The organism is Maribacter sp. 4G9 (assembly GCF_002742265.1).
Lineage (GTDB): Bacteria > Bacteroidota > Bacteroidia > Flavobacteriales > Flavobacteriaceae > Maribacter.
Window position 1 is genome coordinate 1 of the sequence record NZ_MDGL01000148.1, and the last position, 19,115, is coordinate 19,115.

Annotated in this window: 19 protein-coding genes and 1 pseudogene; 11 read left to right on the forward strand and 9 right to left on the reverse strand. The window is 40.4% G+C overall.

Annotated elements, in window-relative coordinates; all coding sequences use genetic code 11:
- Positions 1–228: 228 nt before the first annotated feature.
- Positions 229–711: pseudogene (locus BFP75_RS22420) on the forward strand (DUF2202 domain-containing protein).
- Here the strand turns inward: BFP75_RS22420 and BFP75_RS14080 are convergent.
- Both BFP75_RS14080 and BFP75_RS14085 read right to left on the reverse strand, forming a co-directional pair.
- Positions 708–2,045, reverse strand: a complete 1,338-nt coding sequence (locus BFP75_RS14080) for an OprD family outer membrane porin (RefSeq protein WP_123803474.1) — start codon at positions 2,043–2,045, stop codon at positions 708–710. The pseudogene BFP75_RS22420 and the gene BFP75_RS14080 overlap by 4 nt on opposite strands.
- 6 nt (positions 2,046–2,051) lie before the next feature.
- Entirely contained in the window at positions 2,052–3,092 is a 1,041-nt protein-coding gene (locus BFP75_RS14085; protein ID WP_099546010.1) for a c-type cytochrome, read from the reverse strand.
- Between the two features lie 199 nt (positions 3,093–3,291).
- Between BFP75_RS14085 and BFP75_RS14090 the strand changes: the two genes are divergently transcribed.
- Positions 3,292–3,819: a DsrE family protein gene (locus tag BFP75_RS14090; protein ID WP_165776606.1), complete on the forward strand. Its 528-nt coding sequence runs from the start codon at positions 3,292–3,294 to the stop codon at positions 3,817–3,819.
- Positions 3,820–3,828: 9 nt separating this feature from the next.
- Complete coding sequence (locus tag BFP75_RS14095) at positions 3,829–4,428, forward strand: class I SAM-dependent methyltransferase (protein ID WP_099546012.1); 600 nt, start codon at positions 3,829–3,831, stop codon at positions 4,426–4,428.
- 119 nt (positions 4,429–4,547) lie between these two features.
- Here BFP75_RS14095 and BFP75_RS22425 read toward each other — a convergent pair whose 3' ends face one another.
- Together BFP75_RS22425 and BFP75_RS22430 are read right to left on the reverse strand one after the other, a co-directional pair.
- Positions 4,548–5,381, reverse strand: a complete 834-nt coding sequence (locus BFP75_RS22425) for a TonB-dependent receptor domain-containing protein (protein WP_240531797.1) — start codon at positions 5,379–5,381, stop codon at positions 4,548–4,550.
- A gap of 9 nt (positions 5,382–5,390) precedes the next feature.
- Positions 5,391–6,557 (reverse strand): TonB-dependent receptor plug domain-containing protein, encoded by a 1,167-nt coding sequence (locus BFP75_RS22430; protein ID WP_240531798.1) that lies wholly within the window; start codon positions 6,555–6,557, stop codon positions 5,391–5,393.
- 57 nt (positions 6,558–6,614) lie between these two features.
- Here BFP75_RS22430 and BFP75_RS14105 point away from each other — a divergent pair, with 57 nt between their 5' ends.
- From BFP75_RS14105 to BFP75_RS14120, 5 genes are all read left to right on the forward strand, one after another.
- Positions 6,615–7,769 (forward strand): NAD(P)/FAD-dependent oxidoreductase, encoded by a 1,155-nt coding sequence (locus tag BFP75_RS14105; RefSeq protein ID WP_240531799.1) that lies wholly within the window; start codon positions 6,615–6,617, stop codon positions 7,767–7,769.
- A 29-nt stretch (positions 7,770–7,798) separates the two neighbouring features.
- Complete coding sequence (locus BFP75_RS21900; RefSeq protein WP_165776607.1) at positions 7,799–7,936, forward strand: hypothetical protein; 138 nt, start codon at positions 7,799–7,801, stop codon at positions 7,934–7,936.
- 223 nt (positions 7,937–8,159) lie between these two features.
- On the forward strand, positions 8,160–8,717 hold the full coding sequence (locus BFP75_RS14110; RefSeq protein WP_099546013.1) for a YeeE/YedE family protein: 558 nt from the start codon (positions 8,160–8,162) through the stop codon (positions 8,715–8,717).
- Between the two features lie 3 nt (positions 8,718–8,720).
- Positions 8,721–9,134, forward strand: a complete 414-nt coding sequence (locus BFP75_RS14115) for a DUF6691 family protein (protein WP_099546014.1) — start codon at positions 8,721–8,723, stop codon at positions 9,132–9,134.
- Positions 9,135–9,284: 150 nt separating this feature from the next.
- Positions 9,285–10,127 (forward strand): universal stress protein, encoded by an 843-nt coding sequence (locus tag BFP75_RS14120; RefSeq protein ID WP_099546015.1) that lies wholly within the window; start codon positions 9,285–9,287, stop codon positions 10,125–10,127.
- Positions 10,128–10,488: 361 nt separating this feature from the next.
- Here the strand turns inward: BFP75_RS14120 and BFP75_RS14125 are convergent, their stop codons facing one another.
- The 5 genes from BFP75_RS14125 to BFP75_RS14145 all read right to left on the reverse strand — a co-directional run bounded on the left by BFP75_RS14125 (position 10,489) and on the right by BFP75_RS14145 (position 15,055).
- Positions 10,489–11,199 carry a LytR/AlgR family response regulator transcription factor gene (locus BFP75_RS14125; RefSeq protein WP_099546016.1) on the reverse strand — a complete coding sequence of 237 codons (711 nt, stop codon included), beginning with the start codon at positions 11,197–11,199 and terminating at the stop codon, positions 10,489–10,491.
- A 2-nt stretch (positions 11,200–11,201) separates the two neighbouring features.
- On the reverse strand, positions 11,202–11,522 hold the full coding sequence (locus BFP75_RS14130) for a histidine kinase (RefSeq protein ID WP_099546017.1): 321 nt from the start codon (positions 11,520–11,522) through the stop codon (positions 11,202–11,204).
- Between the two features lie 104 nt (positions 11,523–11,626).
- On the reverse strand, positions 11,627–14,041 hold the full coding sequence (locus tag BFP75_RS14135; RefSeq protein ID WP_099546018.1) for a PAS domain S-box protein: 2,415 nt from the start codon (positions 14,039–14,041) through the stop codon (positions 11,627–11,629).
- The gene (locus BFP75_RS14140) at positions 14,034–14,576 is read right to left on the reverse strand and encodes a heme NO-binding domain-containing protein (protein ID WP_099546019.1); all 543 of its coding nucleotides are present in this window, start codon (positions 14,574–14,576) and stop codon (positions 14,034–14,036) included. Before BFP75_RS14140 ends, BFP75_RS14135 begins: the two co-directional genes overlap by 8 nt.
- 77 nt (positions 14,577–14,653) lie before the next feature.
- Positions 14,654–15,055: a response regulator gene (locus BFP75_RS14145; RefSeq protein ID WP_099546020.1), complete on the reverse strand. Its 402-nt coding sequence runs from the start codon at positions 15,053–15,055 to the stop codon at positions 14,654–14,656.
- 259 nt (positions 15,056–15,314) lie between these two features.
- On the opposite strand from BFP75_RS14145, the gene BFP75_RS14150 reads away from it, so the two are divergent.
- The 3 genes from BFP75_RS14150 to istA all read left to right on the forward strand — a co-directional run.
- The gene (locus tag BFP75_RS14150) at positions 15,315–16,253 is read left to right on the forward strand and encodes a hypothetical protein (RefSeq protein WP_099546021.1); all 939 of its coding nucleotides are present in this window, start codon (positions 15,315–15,317) and stop codon (positions 16,251–16,253) included.
- Positions 16,151–18,115 carry a triple tyrosine motif-containing protein gene (locus tag BFP75_RS14155; protein ID WP_099546022.1) on the forward strand — a complete coding sequence of 655 codons (1,965 nt, stop codon included), beginning with the start codon at positions 16,151–16,153 and terminating at the stop codon, positions 18,113–18,115. The genes BFP75_RS14150 and BFP75_RS14155 overlap by 103 nt, the downstream gene beginning before the upstream one ends.
- A 157-nt stretch (positions 18,116–18,272) precedes the next feature.
- The coding region (istA, locus tag BFP75_RS14160) for an IS21 family transposase (protein ID WP_123803476.1) at positions 18,273–19,115 on the forward strand (843 nt) is incomplete at its 3' end.

The following is a 19,115-nucleotide window of genomic DNA, read 5'->3' on the forward strand; positions in this document are numbered from 1 at the left end:
TGGGGCACCTGTAGCCCCCGTCCCACTTTAGCCAGGCCAGATGCGACAGGCAGCTGTCCGTGTCCGGGAATTTCTCCATAAAGTCGAAAAGGGACATGCTCTTGAATCTTTGCTCCATGTTCTTGATGTTTGTTTCCCCGAATTTACTACTTCTATCGTTATTGATTAAGTACCTAAGTCAATAACTTAATTAATGATTCCCTATCAAAAACAGAAGAGAATGCTTTAATTTTTATGGTAGAAGAAGAAAAATTGGCCTTGGATACCTACTCCTATTTAGGTGAATTGTGGGGTATTAGTCAATTTTTGAATATCCAAAAAAGTGAACAATCCCATGTAAATGCGGTATCCATTCTAATAGAACGTTACAACCTAACATATTCCAGGTTGCCGGAAGGGGAATTTATGAATGAGGACCTTCAAGGACTATAAAACCAATTCGTTACAGATGGAAGCAAATCACAATTGAATGCGTTACTCATTGGTGCTACTATTGAAGATTTGGATATTGTAGACCTTGAAGACCAAATGCAATCGATTTCGAACGGTGATATCTTAAATGTTTTCGAAAGCTTACAGTGTGGCTCAAGAAATCATCTAAGAGCTTTCGTAGGTGCGATAGATCAAATGGGCGGTACCTATACTCCTCAATATTTATCCATGGAAGAATACATCAACATTTTAGAAAGTAGCAATGAACGCTGTAATTAAAAATTGTAGTTGAGGATAAAATCCACATGTAGCATATCCACCTTATTAAAGACAAAATTGGGATTGTCAGGAATGTCCCGATTACCGATTTTTCCCGTGAGCAAAAGTTCTGGTTTTAAATTCCTTAACCCTTTTATATTAAAAAAAAGGTCCAAGTTAACATGGGTGTAATCCGGCATAGCATACTTGTTGGTTTCTGCATCTGTGACGGTTGGCTTCCAGTGCCTTCCCGCACTGAAGATGGTCCTGACATTCATCTTTTCGCTCAAAAGCGCAAAGGAATCATCATACGTAAATACGAGCGCATGATTGTTGGCGGTACCCTCGCTACGTTCCCTTTTTTGGAAACTGAAAAGGTCTTCCCTACCCCACTCCCGTGGGAACAGGAACTGTCCGCCGGGCAATATGTAGTCGTACCCTAAGGAAATGTGGGTTTTCTGGGCTGTATAGCGCCATTGCAGACCTATAATATCCGAGGAAGACCTGGCGAAATACCTAAGTTCCTGCAATGCATTTCCTCCGTTCCCTACCCTGTTTTGGTGCAACCATTCCGCCTCCAACAACCATTTTTCATTCAAACGGAGACTGGGCTTCACATAAACCGTATTGAATACATTGTCAACATAGTAATTCCAAACATCCAGTTGTAGGTTTTCGGTCAGTTTTACATCGGAGTTAAAAATAAAGATAAAATCCGATTCCGTATTCCCGCCGTACAGACTTTCCGTACCAAAAACGGACCTTCCTACCGGATAGGTACCAATACTCTCCCCGATATTGAAAAAACCACCCGTAGAACGTGGGGCTATTTCATTGAGCACCCCCAATTGAAAGGTATTCTTTGAGCTTTGTTGGTGCCTATACCAAAATCCTTGCACCAATGTAGGGATCATCCTGCCGTCCTGTGGATTGATCAAGGGCGTATTGATTTTCATTCGTCCCAGAGTGAATCGGTTTTTTTCATGCCGATAGTCCACATACAATTCCCCAAGGATAAAAACGGCATCGTTTTCCAGGTCCAACCGGTCGAACTGACCCTCCTCATACCTACTTAACCTTCCTGTGATGCCATCGGGAACGGTCAAATCCTGAAGTGCCATATTAGTGGAGTTGTAGACCGCTGTGCCAAGGGTAAAACGACTTCCCAAATTCAATGTGTATTTCAAATGACCTCCTGTGGACAAGGCCCTAAAATCCTTCAACCCACCCTTATTGGATGTATGCATAAAATAACTCCGCCATTGTCCAGAAAACCTTCCACGTATGTTGGTCTCGGTAGTATCTTGGGAATACACTAAAATGGGTACTAACAATAAAAGACAAAATTTTCGCATGTACCCTTATTTGGACTTTTCTATATTATAGTTCCTTTTGTAATATTCCATAATGGGCTGGAAGGGACCAAACTTATGCTGTTCCTGTGGAAAATCGTCCACCCATGGTCCATAAGATGTGGAAACGGGCTTTAGTTTTTTATCGGGATAATCCGCCTCCGTATTCTCTTTTATGGGTCGGTCAAAACTGTTGATATAACCGGCTACATGATAGGCCTCTTCATCCGTGAGTTTTGGGTTTTTATAGGTGGCCAATCCAAAGGGCATATTGCTCTTAATGAATTCAGCCGCCGTAATCACCCTATGCATACCTGCACCGTTGTTGAAACTATCGGGTCCCCATAAGGGTGGATATAAATAGCCTTTGGTTGCATCGGGTTTTTTAATACCCTGACCATTTGCTCCGTGGCAAACCAGGCATTCCTTATCGTACACCAACTTTCCTATATCCAAATCAACCCTCACTTCCGGAATTTTTATTTTGGGATACCCCTTGTACTCGCTTTCCCTTTCTTTGGGCAAATCATCACCCAACCATTCCATGTAAGCGACAATGGACAGCATTTCTTCTGAATCCTTGGGCAACTTGTTTCCGTTCATACTGCGTTCCACACACCCGTTGATCCGATCCTGCAAATCACCCATCGCATTGGCCCTTCCCCCAAATTGGGGAAACCGATTTGCTACTCCCACCCATGATCCCGAGCCCGCCTGGGTCCCAAATTGCAAATGACAGTTGGTACAAGTGAGATTATTTCCGGTAAATCTTTTGTTTGGGACATCCGCCTGAGGACCCATTTGACCGGGCGTTTCCGAAACCAATAAAAAGCCCTTCTTCACTTGGCGGGGCATACTACCATCGGCCAAAGCGGCTACTGCATCCTTAGGATACCATTCCTCCTGCATTTCTTCCACGATTAGGGACGTGGTGGTTACCGAAGGTCCGGGTCGATAGGTAAAAAGTGTAATAAAAAGTAGGGTAACCAAGATGAGAACAGTAGCAAAGAGCCAGAAAAGACGTCTTACCAAATATCCAAAATGCTCCATAACTTGGTGTACAAACTTTTAAAAGACCAACGAAATTAGTACTCGACTCTAGAAAATACAGTAACAATTGTTACAAATAAACCCAAAATGAAACGATATTTTCGTAAACTTATCGAGAAATTTATCGATGGAACGAGCAGTGTACCACAATTCATCAACTTGAACCCAGTCAATGAAATCCAAACAATACATGTACTATATGAAATCTACAATGAGTTTACTTACCGCCATTTTATGTATAGCCATTTCGACGGCACAGGAATGGGAAACGCCCATTATCAAAGGCTATGGCAAAATCAAAAATTTCAAGGATGTGTCCGTACAGCCGGATGCCTCCTTGGAATACAAATTGGTCTTTGATATTACGAGCGATTCTGAAATGGACGGTGTCAACAAGGGTTTATGGAAAATTGCAAGGGTCATCAACATGTTGGGGTCCGCTGAGATACCATCGAACAAAGTCCATATAGTTGCCGCGCTTCATGGAGCTGCCACTTTTGCCACATTGAACGATACCAAACACCAAGAAATGTACAGCAAGGCCAATCCAAATACGGAGTTGCTGAAATTATTGAAAGAATACGGGGTGGAACTTTTTGTCTGTGCGCAGGCCACGGCTGCCCGAAATATCATGGCGGAAGACCTCAACCCAAATACGGAATTGGCCCTATCAGCGATGACCGTTCTTGCCAATTATCAGTTGCAGGGCTATGCCTTGATGCCTTAATATTTTCGAATGAAGGATTTTTGGAACCAGAGATATGCTGAGGAATCCTTTGCATATGGCACAGAGCCAAACCAATTCTTTAAAAAGGAATTAAATATTTTGGAGCAAGGCTCCCTTTTGCTACCCGCCGAAGGCGAGGGAAGAAACGCCCTGTACGCCCTGCAAAAAGGTTGGGAAACAAGTTGTTTTGATTATAGCGAACCCGCCCGAAAAAAGGCCTTAGACTTAATCGCTCCGTTTGGCTTTGATGTGGATTATCAAATATCTGATGTATTGGACTATACTTCTTCAAAACAGTTTGATGTACTTGGCTTCAGCTATGCCCATTTTCCACAGGAAATAAGGCTAAAGGCCCACCAACACCTCATCACATTTTTAAAACCTGGAGGAAAGGTGATTTTTGAGGCATTTGCAAAATCCCAATTGGGCAAGGCCTCTGGCGGACCCAAGAATGTGGAGATGCTTTTTTCCATTGCTGAAATCAAAGAGGAATTTAAGGGGATATCATTTTCCTACCTGAAGGAATTGACCACCTACTTAAAGGAAGGGCTATATCACCAAGGTGAGGCTAGGGTAATTAGGTTTATAGGTACAAAAAGGGCTAATTGAATTAGCCCATTTATTAAAAGTTTTGATTGGATTGCCTGGAAACTGTTCTAGAATTTATACTGCAAAAATGCAGAGAAATTTCTACCAGGATCATTGATTGGCACCCTTCCAAAATCTGCCTAGTTATTAAAGGCAAAGTTCATATGATTGTTGTACGTGGCATCGAACAAGTTCAGTACGGCAACTCCCAAGGAAACGTTCTTGAAAGGTATAACTCCTAGACGGATATCCAACACCTCATAACCCGGTGTTACTTGTTCCCCAAAAGACGGGGCAATGTCCTCCTGTTTGGAAGTAATGGTATAATTGGCATTTGCCCAAAATTTCTCCGTCTCATACCCCAATCTAATCCTTGTCGTCAACGGGGGCACCAAGGGCAGGGATTCGTTCAAGTCCTTATTTTTGGCGTAGACATAGGCCAGTTGCGTGTTGAAATTGAAATTGGTCCAAAAATCCAGTCCGGCCATGAGCTCAAACCCTGTTTTATAGGCCTCGTCCAAATTACGGAAGACTTTGGGGTTAACGGGTTCATTGGCAGGCATGAACTTTCGGGTCTGGGATTCGTTAATAATGGGAACGATATAATTTTCATATAACGAGTAATAAAAAGAAGTACTGTAATTGAAGTTGTTAGTATGTGCATCGGAAAAGGGCAATTTCCCTTTAAACCCAAGTTCGAACTGGTTGTTCACTTCGGCATCCAAATTGGGGTTCCCTATATATTCAAAAGGGTCCTGACCCACCGTAAAATGATTGATGACACGTTCTATCATATTGGCAGACCTTACGCCCCTACCATAGGCCACCTCCATAATGAATTCCGTTGTAGGAGCATATTTTATAGAGGTTGTGGCACTGATATTATGTTCTGTACGTTTATCCAAATCAGGATATAAGGCTGCAAAATCGGCCTCCGGATCTTTAATTTCAGAGGTTACATTATCGTACCGCATACCTGCGGTCTAAATCGTATTGGACGTTATCAGGTACTTGCTTTCAGCGAAAACACCAAGGTCGTTAATATAGGAATCCTGCCAAACTTTGTCCACAAATTCCATGGGCATGGGCAAAGGTCCCATCATATTCCGTTTCACCAAACGGGTACGGGCCCCATCACGGGCAATATGCAACACATCCAAACCTGTATATAACGAAAGTCTACTATTGGGCACGAGTTTCAACTCCATTTTACCGCCGGCGGTGGTAGCATAGATTTCGGAAAGGGCTTCCGTCATCATAAAAGAAGGCCTGTTCGTATTGGACATGATATGATCCACATAGCTATAATAGGCCTTAGCGGTTATTTCCTTTACCAATCCACCCATGCCCGTAAGCCCGTAGTCCAAGGAGAGCATGCTGCTGTTATCTACATCCGTATCCATGGGCAGACCGGCATGTAAGACGTCCCTGCCATAGGATTGTCTCCAATTGGCCTGCAATCTTTGGTTCTCGCTAAAATTATACCCAGCTATAACCCCATATTCCAGACTTCTGAAAGCGGAAGGAATTTCCGTACCATCACCATCCTTATAATTTCCAAAATCCCGATAGCCCACAGTACCACCAATATCATATTTGGAAGTGGCTTGTTGAATTTTGGCCGAGGATACCATCGAGCCACCGTTACTTTCATAGCCTGCATTTATTTGTCCGCTTAATCCATAATCCTTTGCCGATGGTTTTTGGGTCACCATGTTCACTATGCCTCCAAAAGTGGCCCCATAACGCACGGTATAGGGTCCTTTAATGATTTCAATCTTTTCTATTTCCTCTGGATTGACATGGGTTGTAATAGGGTCCATTCTATTGGGACAGGCATGCATGACTTTGGTTCCTCCATCAAACTGAACATTAAGCTGTTCATATTGGGTAGCTCTAAAACTTGGGTCAATGGCATAGTTGCCGCGTTTTATCAAGGAGAAACCATTAACATCGGCGAATAGGTCCGCCACATTTCTTGGTTGAACAATTTTCTTAACATAATCATTGGATTCCATGGTAAAGGCGGGATCATTCTTAATGTGCCCGGTTACCAATACGCCCTGCATTTGTATGGGAGCTTCATTTAAGGAAATTACCATGATTTCGTCCGAGGGGCTTACTTGGATCTCCTTGGTTTCAAACCCCATAAAGGATATTATGATTTTTTGCCCTGTGCCCTTTAAGTGCATTTGGAATTCGTGGACTTGCAACAAAAAGGACAAAAAGAAAAGGTAACCTACGACTATTTGATAAATGCTACCGGGCCAAAACTTGCCTTTGACATGACAGAAGGGCTTAATCCCGGAACCAACAAAGCATATTCCGTTTGTACCTATTCCCATGCGGAACATGCTTGGCATGCATTGGATGACCTTATTCAACAAATGAAAAAAGGTAAAAAAGCCAAAATCTTAATTGGAACCGGACATGCAAAGTCAACCTGCCAAGGCGCGGCATTTGAATATATTTTAAATGTGGAACAAGAACTCCGGCGACATAAGGTTCGGCAAATGGCCGAAATCGTCTGGATATCCAATGAACCCAAATTGGGCGATTTTGGAATGGACGGAATGCTTTTGAGCTATGGCAGCAATATCATGAAATCCAATGAAATGGTGGAAATGGTTTTTGAGGACCGCGGCATAAAATGGATATTGGGTGCAGGCGTGAACAAAATTGAAGACGGGGTCGCACATTTTGAAAATCTTGAAGGCGAGTTCAAATCCGAAACCTATGACTTTGCTATGCTCATACCTGCTTTTTCCGGACATGGATTTAAAGCCTATGATAAAGAAGAAAAGGATATCACCGATAAACTTTTTAAGGGTTTTATGATCGTAGATGCAGATTATACACCAAAATCTTACGAGGAATGGAGCGTGCAGGACTGGCCGGAAACCTATCAAAATCCTTCCTATAAAAATATATTTGCACCGGGCATTGCCTTTGCACCTCCCCATGCCATATCAAAACCAAGGGTCAGTAAAAATGGTACAGCTATCTCCCCCGCCCCACCAAGGACCGGTATGCCCTCTGGTATTACGGCAAAGTTGGTGGCGGATAATATTATAGACACTATAAAAGGTAAGAAGGAATTGCATCACAAAGGCTCCCTTGGAAACATGGGGGCGGCCTGCATTGCTTCGGCAGGATACGGAATGACCCAAGGCAGTGGCATAAGCATAACCACCTACCCCATTGTGCCAGATTACAAAAAATACCCAGATACCCAAGGCAGGCAATTGAAAAAAACCTTTGGAGAAATTGGTTTGGCAGGTCATTGGCTAAAACTTGCCCTACACTATGCCTTTCTTTACAAAGCCAAAATGAGACCCTTTTGGTGGCTCATTCCAGAATAAGAATTTCATAAAATCCAAACAAAACAATAATGACACAACGAATTTCAAAATCAAAGCGTTTCTTTATGATGAACCCCATTATTCAGTTTTTTAAGTTCATCTGGCTAAGCCTAAAGATATTGGTTATCGTTGCCGGGGGTCATGGCGGAACCAGAAACGCCTCGTAATTCCTCAAAAAACTTCTTGGCATCCCTTGTATCCGGTCAAAATTGTATGGCCTGATTGCCGGTTTAAAGCTTTAGGTAACTTTTACTCAGAATATGCTTTAGGCAGGCATGGTGTTCTATTAAAGCTAAATAAACGGCTTCTCAAACTTGAGGAAGGCCTATGTAACCATTGTTACATACATAAACCTGATCAAAGTCATATATTTGTGACTTAAAAATTATTATGGACTGGATTTACGAACCCTGGCCCTGGTATGTCTCCGGGCCTATGATTGCCTTGATCATGTTTCTGCTTTTGATGGTGGGGAAGAATTTTGGAATGTCGTCCAACCTTAGGACCCTATGTACCATATGTGGTGCAGGTAACAAAGCTGAGTTTTTTAGATTCGATTGGAAGGCGCAACGCTGGAACTTAATAGTTGTATTGGGTGCCATCATAGGTGGTTTTATCGGTTCACATTTAATGACCATCGATTCATCGGTTGCCATAAACCCAGATACCGTAACCACCTTGAAAGAAATGGGTTTTAACAGTGCCGGTCAGTCTTATTTGCCCACCGAACTTTTTGATATGAATGCTTTGGCCAATTTCAAGAACCTTGGTTTGTTAATAATAGGGGGCATTTTGGTTGGTTTTGGAACGCGCTATGCAGGCGGGTGCACCTCTGGCCATGCAATTTCGGGCCTCAGCAACCTTCAGTTTCCTTCCTTGATTGCCGTAGTAGGGTTTTTTATTGGAGGTTTGGTCATGATACATTTAATTTTCCCGATAATATTTTAAACTATGAGAACACTTGCCTATTTGTTTATAGGAATACTATTTGGAATCACTATGTTCAAATCCGAAGCTGCCTCATGGTTTAGGATATATGAAATGTTCAAGTTTGAATCCTTTCATATGTACGGAATTATCGGTTCTACCGTAGTATTAGGTATTATTATGGTTCAACTGATAAAAAGAGTGCCCATTAAATCATTCTACGGGGAAACCATACAAATTGCACCCAAGGCCAAGAGTTTTAGCAGATATATGTTCGGTGGAATACTTTTTGGATTGGGATGGGCCTTAGCTGGTGCTTGCCCAGGTCCTATGTTTACATTAGTGGGTGTAGGTTATGTTTCCATCATTGTCGTCATAATCGCTTCGATTTTCGGGACTTTTTTGTACGGTCTAGTAAAGGATAAACTACCACATTGATGCCACTTCTGTATACTCCCTACTTTTTGAAACAAAGCCAATAAAGGTAATTGAACAAAGTAATATAATACGGATTGAATCTGTATGACTTTTATCATGCTGTAACCAATTTGTTTTGAATAGTTTCAAAGGAACCTAATAAGTAAACCGATGACTATTCTATATGCGACCGATTGTAACGAGAACTCCGTATCTACTCTGCAATATGCCCAGCAACTGTCCCTGCAGCTCAATGCGCAATTGGTGCTTCTCTATGTGTATGATATTCCTCCCGTAGCCGCAAGAACCATTAAAACGGAGGAGCAGATCCAACGAAGCCTCAAAACGGAGAAGTTGCAGCATTTAACAAGTTACTATACGGAAAATGGAGTGCAAAAAATGGACGAATTAAAAATACACCCCAGGGCTGAATTTGCTATTTCAATTCCCGATACCATTTTGGAGTATACCGCACATCTGGACTGTGACCTTGTTATTGTGGGTATGAAGGACGAACATACCAAAAGAGGGCTGTTTTCAGGGAATATTGCCAATAGGCTGCTCAAACATATAAACTCTAAATTATTGATCGTTCCAAATGGTTTTGTATTCTCAACGATGACGTCCCTTGTCTATGCAACCGACTTTGAGGAAGCGGATGTCCAGGCCATTTTTCAATTAGGGCAGTTATTCAAAAACATGGACGTTTCCATAAAAATTGCCCATGTGGATACAGGTACAAATGCCAATGGAGAAGAACAAATGGAATGGTTCAGCAAAATACTGCTTGAAAAAATGAACGGAGATTATATTTCCTTTCACGTCATCAAAGCAGAAAGGGTTCCCCTTGGCCTACGGATGTTCATAGGCGATGAAAATCCCAATATGGTCGTCTTATTGGAACGGGAAGAGCAATCACTTTTTAAAAAATTATTTCACAAAGATTTGATTAAAACAATGGAGTCGGAAATCAAAATTCCTATTATGTCCATCAATCATAAATCAATTGAATAATTGGGCAAAGCAAAATTTCAATATCGAACCATAAAATATATTACCATGATTAGGATAACTGTATACAATAGAAACGGTAACATTCTTGATCACATCATATTTTAACTTCCAGTAATATTTCTAAAAATAACCAACCAAAGAAAAAGAGGCAGTAAATATCACGGTAACCAAAACTAAGATTAAACTGGTTATCAATGTCTTCAAAGTAAGTACTAGCAAGATTGAACTTTTCATGAGTAATAATTTTAGGTTCGACTAATAACTATACCATAAATTTAGTTCACGGTTTACGTATTCCATTGGTTTTGACGATGAAGCACCAATAACTGTAGACGGTTGGTCAAATGACAACGGGGAATATCTATAACAAGTTTAGCCGTCTCATTAGTTCTGGTCTGTTTGAGCGACTAATAGGAATCACATTTTTTTCTATAAGTACGCTATTATCTTCAATATCAATGATTTTGGTGAAATTGATGATAAAGGAACGATGTATTTGAAGGAACAATTTCTCCGGTAATTTTTCCTTGATTTTCTTTAACGTGGTATGTACTCTAAATTGTTCCTTAATGGTCTTGATATCGATATAGTCGCCTTTTGCCTCTATAATCAAAATCTCTTCGAGTTTCAATTTAATCAAACGACGGTCTATATTGATGTACAAATCTTCGCTCCCAGAAGGTCCGGACCCTTCAGGTTTGACATTTTTTTGTTGGGAGTTTTTAGCATTTATAATTTTTTGAACACTTTTTTCGAATCGTTCAGGTGTTATGGGCTTGACCAAATAGTCCACGATCGCCTCGTACTCATAGGCCGCTATACCAAAATCCGTATCTGAAGTGGTAAGGATAATTTTTGGTGGGTTTTTTAAGGTCTGTACAAAGTCAACACCCGTAAAACCGGGCATATGGATGTCCAAAAAGACGACATCGATATCTTGATGGTTCAAAAACTTTATGGCATCAATGGCATTTTCAAACTCATCAATAACATTCAGCGCAGGTGTTTTGGAACATAACTGCCTTACTACGGCCCTGGCTGTGGCTTCATCGTCAATTATGATACAATTCATGGTCAAATAGTTTTTAAGTAGTTTTCCATAATATTCAAGACAGATTTGAATTCGGATTCTGAAGTTGTCCGTCCTTCCAAGAGTTCCATTTCATAGGCAACGGCCAGTCTATAAGAATCCTGCATACTTAGAATGCTGAACTTGTGTTTTATTTTATGAACGATATCGGCGGTCTGTTTGGTCAGTTGTCTGTCCACACAATCCATATACAACTCCTTTTCCTTTGGAAATTCCTGTTTTATAATGGAGATGAAGGAGTTCTTAAACTCGGTATCATCACCGGACAATTGGTCCACATAACTTAAATTGGGTTTTTCTTGCATATAATTTCTTTAGAAAATAGAGTGAAAAGTGGCGCCTTCATTTTTTTCGCTTTCTACAAAGGGTGATTTTGTAAAAGTTTTATAAGACACTACTATATTTGAACTCATGAGGCGATTTTCTTTGACTTGTAGTCTATACTTTCTTCGTTCTTATGGCTATTTAAATTCTTCTTCAGCGTAAAATGGAACTCGGTCCCCTCCCCTATTTTACTTTCTACCCATATTTCGCCCTCATATCTGTCCACGATTTTTTTAACGATGGATAGACCAATGCCCGTCGATCTTTCATTGTTCCCGACAGACTGGAAAATCTTGAATATTTTCTCATGGTACTTTTTAGGGATACCTACACCGTTGTCCTTTACAGTAAATTGCCAGTACTCGTTTTTATCTTGTGCTATAACCTCTACAATTCCTTTTTCCTTTTCAATATGAACTACGGCATTCCCAATAATATTCTGAAAAAGTTGGTGCATTTTTGTATTGTCTGCTATTATGTTAGGTAATATGTCAGCAACAACAATCTCTACATGGTCCGGTATATAAATAACCTCTTGAATCTCTGTTATCACCTCATTGAGGTTTACACAAGTATTGTCCAATTCTGAACTATTTGCCGTGGAGTACTCCAATATGCCGTGAATCAATTTATCCATGGAAGCCACTTTTTCCTGCATCATCTGCAATTGTTGCTTTCCGCCTTCGTCCAGAACATCCTTATAATCTTCAAACAACCAAGTGGCCAAGGAACTGATACTTCTCAGCGGGGATTTTAGGTCGTGCGATACAATATGAGCGTATTCCTGCAATCCAGTATTGCTTATTTCCAATTCCTTCAAAAGTTTTTCCTTTTGAAACTCCAAGTTTTTTTGATCCGTAATATCCAAGTGAATCCCTATAGATCCAATGACGGTTCCGGATTCATTATATCTTGGTGCCCCACTGATGAGCCAATGCCTATTTCTGCCATCTTTGTTTTGCACCTCTATTTCGTAGGAATCCGATGCTCCGGACAAACGCCTCTTATTTTTGGAAGGAATTAATTCCTTATTGGAAACTTGAATTACTTTGCTCGCAACCTTGCCTAGTAGTTCATGTTCCTTAAAACCACTCATTTGGCAAAAACTTTGATTCACCATCTGAATAACATCATTATTGTCCACTTCCACAAGACCAAGGTTCATATTGGCAATAATGCTACTATACTTCTCCCTTTGGGCCTCTAGATTTTTTTTATAATTTTTGCTGATAGTAACATCATGATATGCCCATAGATGCCCTTTGTAGATACCGTCATTGTAAATTGGGATATAATCCCTTTCAAGAACTCTACCGTCGACCAGCTCAAGCTCATCCGAAAGCACGGTAACCCTCTCTTCGAGTATTTCATCTATTCTTTTTACGAACGCATCGGGGTTTTTAAAGAACACCTTGCTTTGTTCGGCGGATTCACTGCAATCTGCTCCTTTCAAATCATCCGGATTCACTGGGATATTGAAAAGGTTGCAGAACATTTTGTTGGTGAGGGCAATTTTTCTGTTCTCGTCTTCCAACAGTACCCCAGAATGTAGATTGGAGATTAGTGTAGACAATCTACTTTCCGATGCTTTCAACTCCATCTCCGCCTTCCGCTCTTTTGAAATGTCCTCTATAATACCCACCTGGTAGTTTATGGTACCATGTTGATTGGTGACCGCATTCATTCTGGTTTTTGTCAAAATGAACGAACCGTCCTTTTTATAGAATTTTTTTATCGCGGTAAACTCCTCTAAAATGCCCTGGTTCATCTGATCTAGCAACCTACAGGGTCCTGTTTGGACTTCTGGGGCGGATATATCCTTCAAGGAAATATTCTTCAATTCATTATGGGAATACCCCAACATCTGCATAAAGGTTTCGTTCGCCTTGATTATTCTATTATCCTTGGTCAATAGAATGCCCAAAGGGGAATTTTCAACAATTATATCCAGTTGCTTTTTCTGTTCCGCCAACAGTTCCTTTACTTCCATTTCCCCGGTTATGTCCCTGATAATACCTTGGGCCGCAATTGGTTTTCTTTGGTTGTTAAAAATAAGACTGGCGTTGATTTGGACCCAAATCTCCTTACCCTGGGCTACCCTTATTTTCGCCCTATAGTTTTTAAGGATACCTACATCCAATAAGGATTGCATGGATTCCATGGTATACTGCTGGAAATGTGGGTGTATAAAACGTGCGAGATTTACATTTTCTTTGGTGTGATCTTTTTGAAACAGATCCTTCGCAGAGGTGTTCATATTGATAACATTGAACTGCAGATCCATGAGTACGTATGGATCTAAAATGTTCATGAAAACACCATCTAATTCTGATGTCTTTTCGCTTAAAAGAGTTTCCAATTTGTTATTGGTCTCCTTTAAATGACGCGAAACATCATAAAGCTCCTTGGATTTACTTTCCAGAATTCGCTCAGCCTGCTGGCGTGCTTTTTTTTGGCGCTCCAAGGCTTTTTTAAGAAGTAGGACCTCCTTGCTATCCATGTTGAACAATCTTAAATTTGACTTCGGTTCCGTCGTCCTTTATAAGTTCATAGGTAACATCTGCCTTGCCGTTAAAATGCTCAAAGGTCTTTTCTATAAGACCATGGGCTAGACGATAAAGGCCTCTTGAAGAGGTATAGATCATTGTTAAGGAACTATCTGTCTTTTCCAGAATTTTGAAAGAAGGCAACTCTGCATCTGGATACAGTTTTTTTACATGAACATGTATATGATCTTCAATGGAGTAGAGCAACCCCAATGGACTATTGTAGTTTTGTATAACCTCTGGGTGGGCTCTGCCCAAAGACGAAAAAAGATAATGGCCAAAAGTGTATATTAGGTCACCAGAGGACACATTAACCTCTTTACTTAAAGCAGTAATAAGGCTGACCATTTCATTAAATTCGTAAGTTGCAATGGATGTATACACACCCTCGGACGGTAGATTGGATTTTTCTATGATCGAGTCAACTACCTCAAGCCCATAAGCGGTCTCGACCATTTCCAGAAACTCTGTAAAAACAATTCCTTTCATGTTGCTGAATAATTCAGGTTAAATGTAAGAAAAGTAATACGCGTAACTTAAATTTTGTTGTGAAATGGTCTTTTTAACTAGGCTTTCACCAATTCATTGATGTCCCAATACTCCAGAACTCGTTTAAGTTTATACTCGTAATCCTCATATTTTAAGGGCTTAATGACATATCCTGCAATACCCACTTTGTAGCACTCCAATAAATCGACCCTATTTTCTGATGTTGTGAGAACAATTGTGGGTAGATAACGTAACTTATCATCCTCTTTGAGGATTTTCAAAAACTCAATGCCGCTCATTCGAGGCATATTCAAATCTAACAATATGATATCGGGCAACCTGTTATCAGAATTAAGAAACTCCAGCGCCGCCTCTCCATTTTTAGCTTGGGTAATTTTATGATTTGCCTCCAGCTTGCTCACGGTGCGCTCCAACTTCATAATCTCGATAGTATCATCCTCTATTAATAAAATGTGCATAAGCGTACGTTTAGTGTATCCTACAAATATCCACTGAAGATACTATAATTATAGATCACTATCCGTGAATGGTGATTTACTGTAGACGAATGGGAAGTTTCCTTAGACAAATAAAAACAAAATTGTTACTTAGTGCACAAGTACAGTCCAAATCCAAAATTCCTGCCATGTTCTCTTATAAAAATGTTATTAATGTAGGCTCGTTTGTCCTAAATTTTCAATATTAAAAATTCTATCTTTAGAAAAAGATTGCGGCCCATTGAAACACCTCGTTCTTCTATTGTTCATTCTATCCTACGCTTTAAATGGGCAAGAGCTACCGCCAATCCAGAATTATGCTCCGGCCGACTATGGTGCAGAAAACCAAAATTGGGGTATATCACAATCCAATGAGCGATTGATCTATGTAGCAAATAACAAAGGACTCCTAGAATACAATGGTGAGGAATGGTCCTTATATACTTCTCCCAATCAGACCATATTGCGATCGGTAAAGGTAATCGCCGATAAGATTTACACGGGATGCTATATGGAATTTGGCTATTGGACAAAAAATAATGTGAACAAGCTTCAATACCATTCAATTTCCAAACAATTTAAGGAAAAACTACTTGAGGATGAGGAATTTTGGAATATCCTAAAAGTTGACGACCTGGTTCTTTTCCAATCCAAAAAGCGAATTTACATCTATGATGAATTTGGAGAAACCTTGGACCATATAGAAGCAAGGACCACATTGCCTAAGATTTGGAAATTAGGAAAAACAGTATTCTATCATGTACTGGGAGATGGAATTTATAAAATTGAAAATGGAGAGAAGGAATTGGTCTATAATCAAGAATCAGTAGCAAACGACGAGGTTATTGAAATGATGGATTTGAATGGCAAAATATTGATTTTGACCAGACATAACGGTTTCTACCAAATTTCAAAAGGCCAAGCGTTTCCATGGCCAACACAGATAGATTCAAGTTTTGGTGAGGCAACGGTATATAGTGCCCAGAAACTATATGACAACAGAATTGCAATAGGTACGATATCGAACGGTCTTTTTTTGCTAGACGAGACCGGTAAACTCATATTCCATATATATATATGGAAAATGGCCTTCAAAACAACACCGTACTTTCATTGTTCGAGGATATGGACAAGAGTTTATGGCTTGGACTGGACAATGGGATCGGACATATTGTTTTGAATTCGCCCTATCTTATTTATGATGATATCATTGGCGATATAGGAAGTGTTTATAGCTACATATCCTTTAACGATATGATTTATATAGGTACGAACCAAGGACTTTTTTACAAATCAAAAAGTTCAATGTCCGGCTTTGAATTTATTCCTGGCACACAGGGACAGGTCTGGCAACTTGAGGAAATAAACGGTATCCTATTCTGCTGTCATCACAATGGTACTTTTATCATTGAGGATAAAAAAGCCAAAAAGATTGAAGGTACTGAGGGTACGTGGAACCTACGGCCCATCAAAAATAGCGACAACCTAATGATACAGGGGTCATACGATGGTTTGTATGTTTTAGAAAAAAGGGGGGATATTTGGCAACTACGAAATAAAATCGATGGCTTTGAAAATTCTTCCCGTTTCGTTGAACTTTTTGATGAATTCATTTTTGTAAACCACGAGTACAAGGGATTGTATAAAATTTCCGTTGACGATGCCTTTAGGGCCGTTAAATCAGTTCAAATTGATACGGTACTTTGGGGAGATAACTCGGCCATTCTGTCAAGCGGGGATGAATTGTTGTACGCACATCAGAAAGGTATCCATATTTATGATGGCGTTTCCGGGAGATTTCTTAAGGATAGTCTCCTAAGCAGTCTTTATACGGAAGCCAATTACACCTCTGGGAAAATGACCGCAATAGGAGATGAAATCTGGTTCTTCACAAAAGATAACCTAAGCATGGTCTCCAAAAGTAGTTTGAACAATAAAAGGGTCATCACCAAAATTGAACTGGGGGAATCAAGTCGAAATAGTATATCGGGCTATGAAAACATGGCTCAATTAAAAAATGTAGGAAATTATGTATTGGGTACGGGATCTGGCTACATCCTATTGGACACCAAAAAAATCAGGGAAAAAAGATTCAATATAGAAATTGCCGAGATCAAAATGACCACGACCAATTCTCCAGATAATGCGGGGCAGCTTTTAGCAACAGATAAAATGGGTGATTTTGAGCATTATAAAAATAACATCACCCTTTCCTTTTATACGCCTGAGTACGGTAAATATACCCATCCCAGATATCAATATAGGCTACATGGTATTTACCAAAATTGGAGCGAATGGTCATCTAGTCATTCCGTACAATTCAACAATTTACCCTATGGTGATTATACTTTTGAGGTGCGTTCCAAAATTGGCGAGCAAATATCGGAAAACACGGCGTCCTTTACCTTTAAGATTCAGAAAAAATGGTACCAATCCAATTTGGCAATTGCCCTTTATGCCTTTATAGGCATTCTTGGGTTGTTTTTCATGCATATGGCGTATAGGCGACATTACAGACAAAGGCAGGAAAAATTGTTGGAGAAGAGTGAAAAAGAAATGCGAATTGCCAAGGCAGAAAATGAAAAAGAAATAGTTAGGCTTAAAAATGAACAATTGAAGCAAAGAGTTCGTCTAAAAAGTAACGAACTGGCCGCTTCAACCATGAGCCTACTAAGGAAAAATGAAGTGTTGAACGAGGTCAAGAACCTTCTTGATAATAAAGTTAAGGACCCGGGCATAAAAGGACCTATTACAAAAATTATTGATGAAAGTTTAACCAAGAACGATGATTGGGAACTTTTCAAGGAAGCCTTCAATAATGCCGATAAAGATTTTTTGGGCAAGTTAAATAAGTCCCATCCCAATTTAACCCAAAATGATATCAGACTTTGCGCCTATCTTCGCCTAAATCTTTCTTCAAAGGAAATTGGGCCACTTTTCAATATTTCTACAAAAAGTGTGGAAATCAAGCGTTACCGTTTACGTAAAAAAATGGGCCTTGAACATGATAAAAACTTGGTTGATTATATTTTAAATCTCTAGCTGCAAAAAACGGTCATAGTATACCACTAAAAACGGATTAATGTGAACCACCTAAAACGGATGAAAGTGAGCCACCCAAAACGGGTGAAAGTGAACCACTGAAAAGGTCGATTCTATTTGTAAAAAGTCAAAGCTCTTTTTTTGCTAAAAAAGGACGATGGCCAATAAACAAGTAGACATGCGAAAAGTAAAACAGATTTTCAAACTCCACGGTGAGGGCGTAAGCAAGCGCCAGATAAGTACGAGGTTAGGGCTGTCACGCAATACCATTACCAAGTACATTGCCTTTTTCAGGCGTTACCAGCTTACCAATTACGAGGTCTCGGCAATGACCTTGGAAGAGCTGCACAAGCTCTTCAAATCGGACCAAAAGCCCAAGAGCCGGCAGTTATTAACTTTAGAGAAATACTTTCCTTATTTTGACAAGGAACTTCGTAAAACAGGGGTCACCAAGCAATTACTTTGGCAAGAGTATTACGCAAAACACCCCGATGGCTTCAAGCTATCACAGTTCAGGTACTGGTATAACGAATGGACCAAGGAAGTATCCCCCGTTATGCACCTTACCCATAAAGCGGGCGATAAACTCTTCATTGATTACACGGGCAAGAAACTTACCATTGTAGACCGCCATACAGGAGAACTGCAAAACCTGGAAGTGTTCGTATGTGTTCTTGGCAGTAGCCAGTATACCTACGTAGAAGCCAGTGCGAGCCAAAAGAAGGAAGACTTTGTACATAGTGTTGAAAATGCCTTTTGGTTCTATGGCGGGGTACCCCATGCTTTGGTGCCCGACAACCTTAAGTCGGCAGTTACCAAAAGCAGTCGTTACGAGCCAAGGGTCAACGACACTTTCGCCGATTTTGCGGAATACTATGAAACGGCGGTACTACCTACCAGAACATACAAGCCTAGGGACAAGGCCATAGTCGAGAATGCGGTACGTATCATCTATACCCGGGTCTTTGCGCCATTGCGCCACCAGACCTTCCATAGCATA

Excerpts from the sequence above, each read along its gene's own strand:
- BFP75_RS14080 (WP_123803474.1), bottom strand. The coding sequence starts at position 2,045 with ATGCGAAAATTTTGTCTTTTATTGTTAGTACCCATTTTAGTGTATTCC.
- BFP75_RS14085 (WP_099546010.1), bottom strand. The coding sequence starts at position 3,092 with ATGGAGCATTTTGGATATTTGGTAAGACGTCTTTTCTGGCTCTTTGCT.
- BFP75_RS14090 (WP_165776606.1), top strand. The coding sequence starts at position 3,292 with ATGAAATCTACAATGAGTTTACTTACCGCCATTTTATGTATAGCCATT.
- BFP75_RS14095 (WP_099546012.1), top strand. The coding sequence starts at position 3,829 with ATGAAGGATTTTTGGAACCAGAGATATGCTGAGGAATCCTTTGCATAT.
- BFP75_RS22425 (WP_240531797.1), bottom strand. The coding sequence starts at position 5,381 with ATGCGGTACGATAATGTAACCTCTGAAATTAAAGATCCGGAGGCCGAT.
- BFP75_RS22430 (WP_240531798.1), bottom strand. The coding sequence starts at position 6,557 with ATGGGGTTTGAAACCAAGGAGATCCAAGTAAGCCCCTCGGACGAAATC.
- BFP75_RS21900 (WP_165776607.1), top strand. The coding sequence starts at position 7,799 with ATGACACAACGAATTTCAAAATCAAAGCGTTTCTTTATGATGAACCCC.
- BFP75_RS14110 (WP_099546013.1), top strand. The coding sequence starts at position 8,160 with ATGGACTGGATTTACGAACCCTGGCCCTGGTATGTCTCCGGGCCTATG.
- BFP75_RS14115 (WP_099546014.1), top strand. The coding sequence starts at position 8,721 with ATGAGAACACTTGCCTATTTGTTTATAGGAATACTATTTGGAATCACT.
- BFP75_RS14120 (WP_099546015.1), top strand. The coding sequence starts at position 9,285 with ATGACTATTCTATATGCGACCGATTGTAACGAGAACTCCGTATCTACT.
- BFP75_RS14125 (WP_099546016.1), bottom strand. The coding sequence starts at position 11,199 with ATGAATTGTATCATAATTGACGATGAAGCCACAGCCAGGGCCGTAGTA.
- BFP75_RS14130 (WP_099546017.1), bottom strand. The coding sequence starts at position 11,522 with ATGCAAGAAAAACCCAATTTAAGTTATGTGGACCAATTGTCCGGTGAT.
- BFP75_RS14135 (WP_099546018.1), bottom strand. The coding sequence starts at position 14,041 with ATGGATAGCAAGGAGGTCCTACTTCTTAAAAAAGCCTTGGAGCGCCAA.
- BFP75_RS14140 (WP_099546019.1), bottom strand. The coding sequence starts at position 14,576 with ATGAAAGGAATTGTTTTTACAGAGTTTCTGGAAATGGTCGAGACCGCT.
- BFP75_RS14145 (WP_099546020.1), bottom strand. The coding sequence starts at position 15,055 with ATGCACATTTTATTAATAGAGGATGATACTATCGAGATTATGAAGTTG.
- BFP75_RS14155 (WP_099546022.1), top strand. The coding sequence starts at position 16,151 with ATGGAAAATGGCCTTCAAAACAACACCGTACTTTCATTGTTCGAGGAT.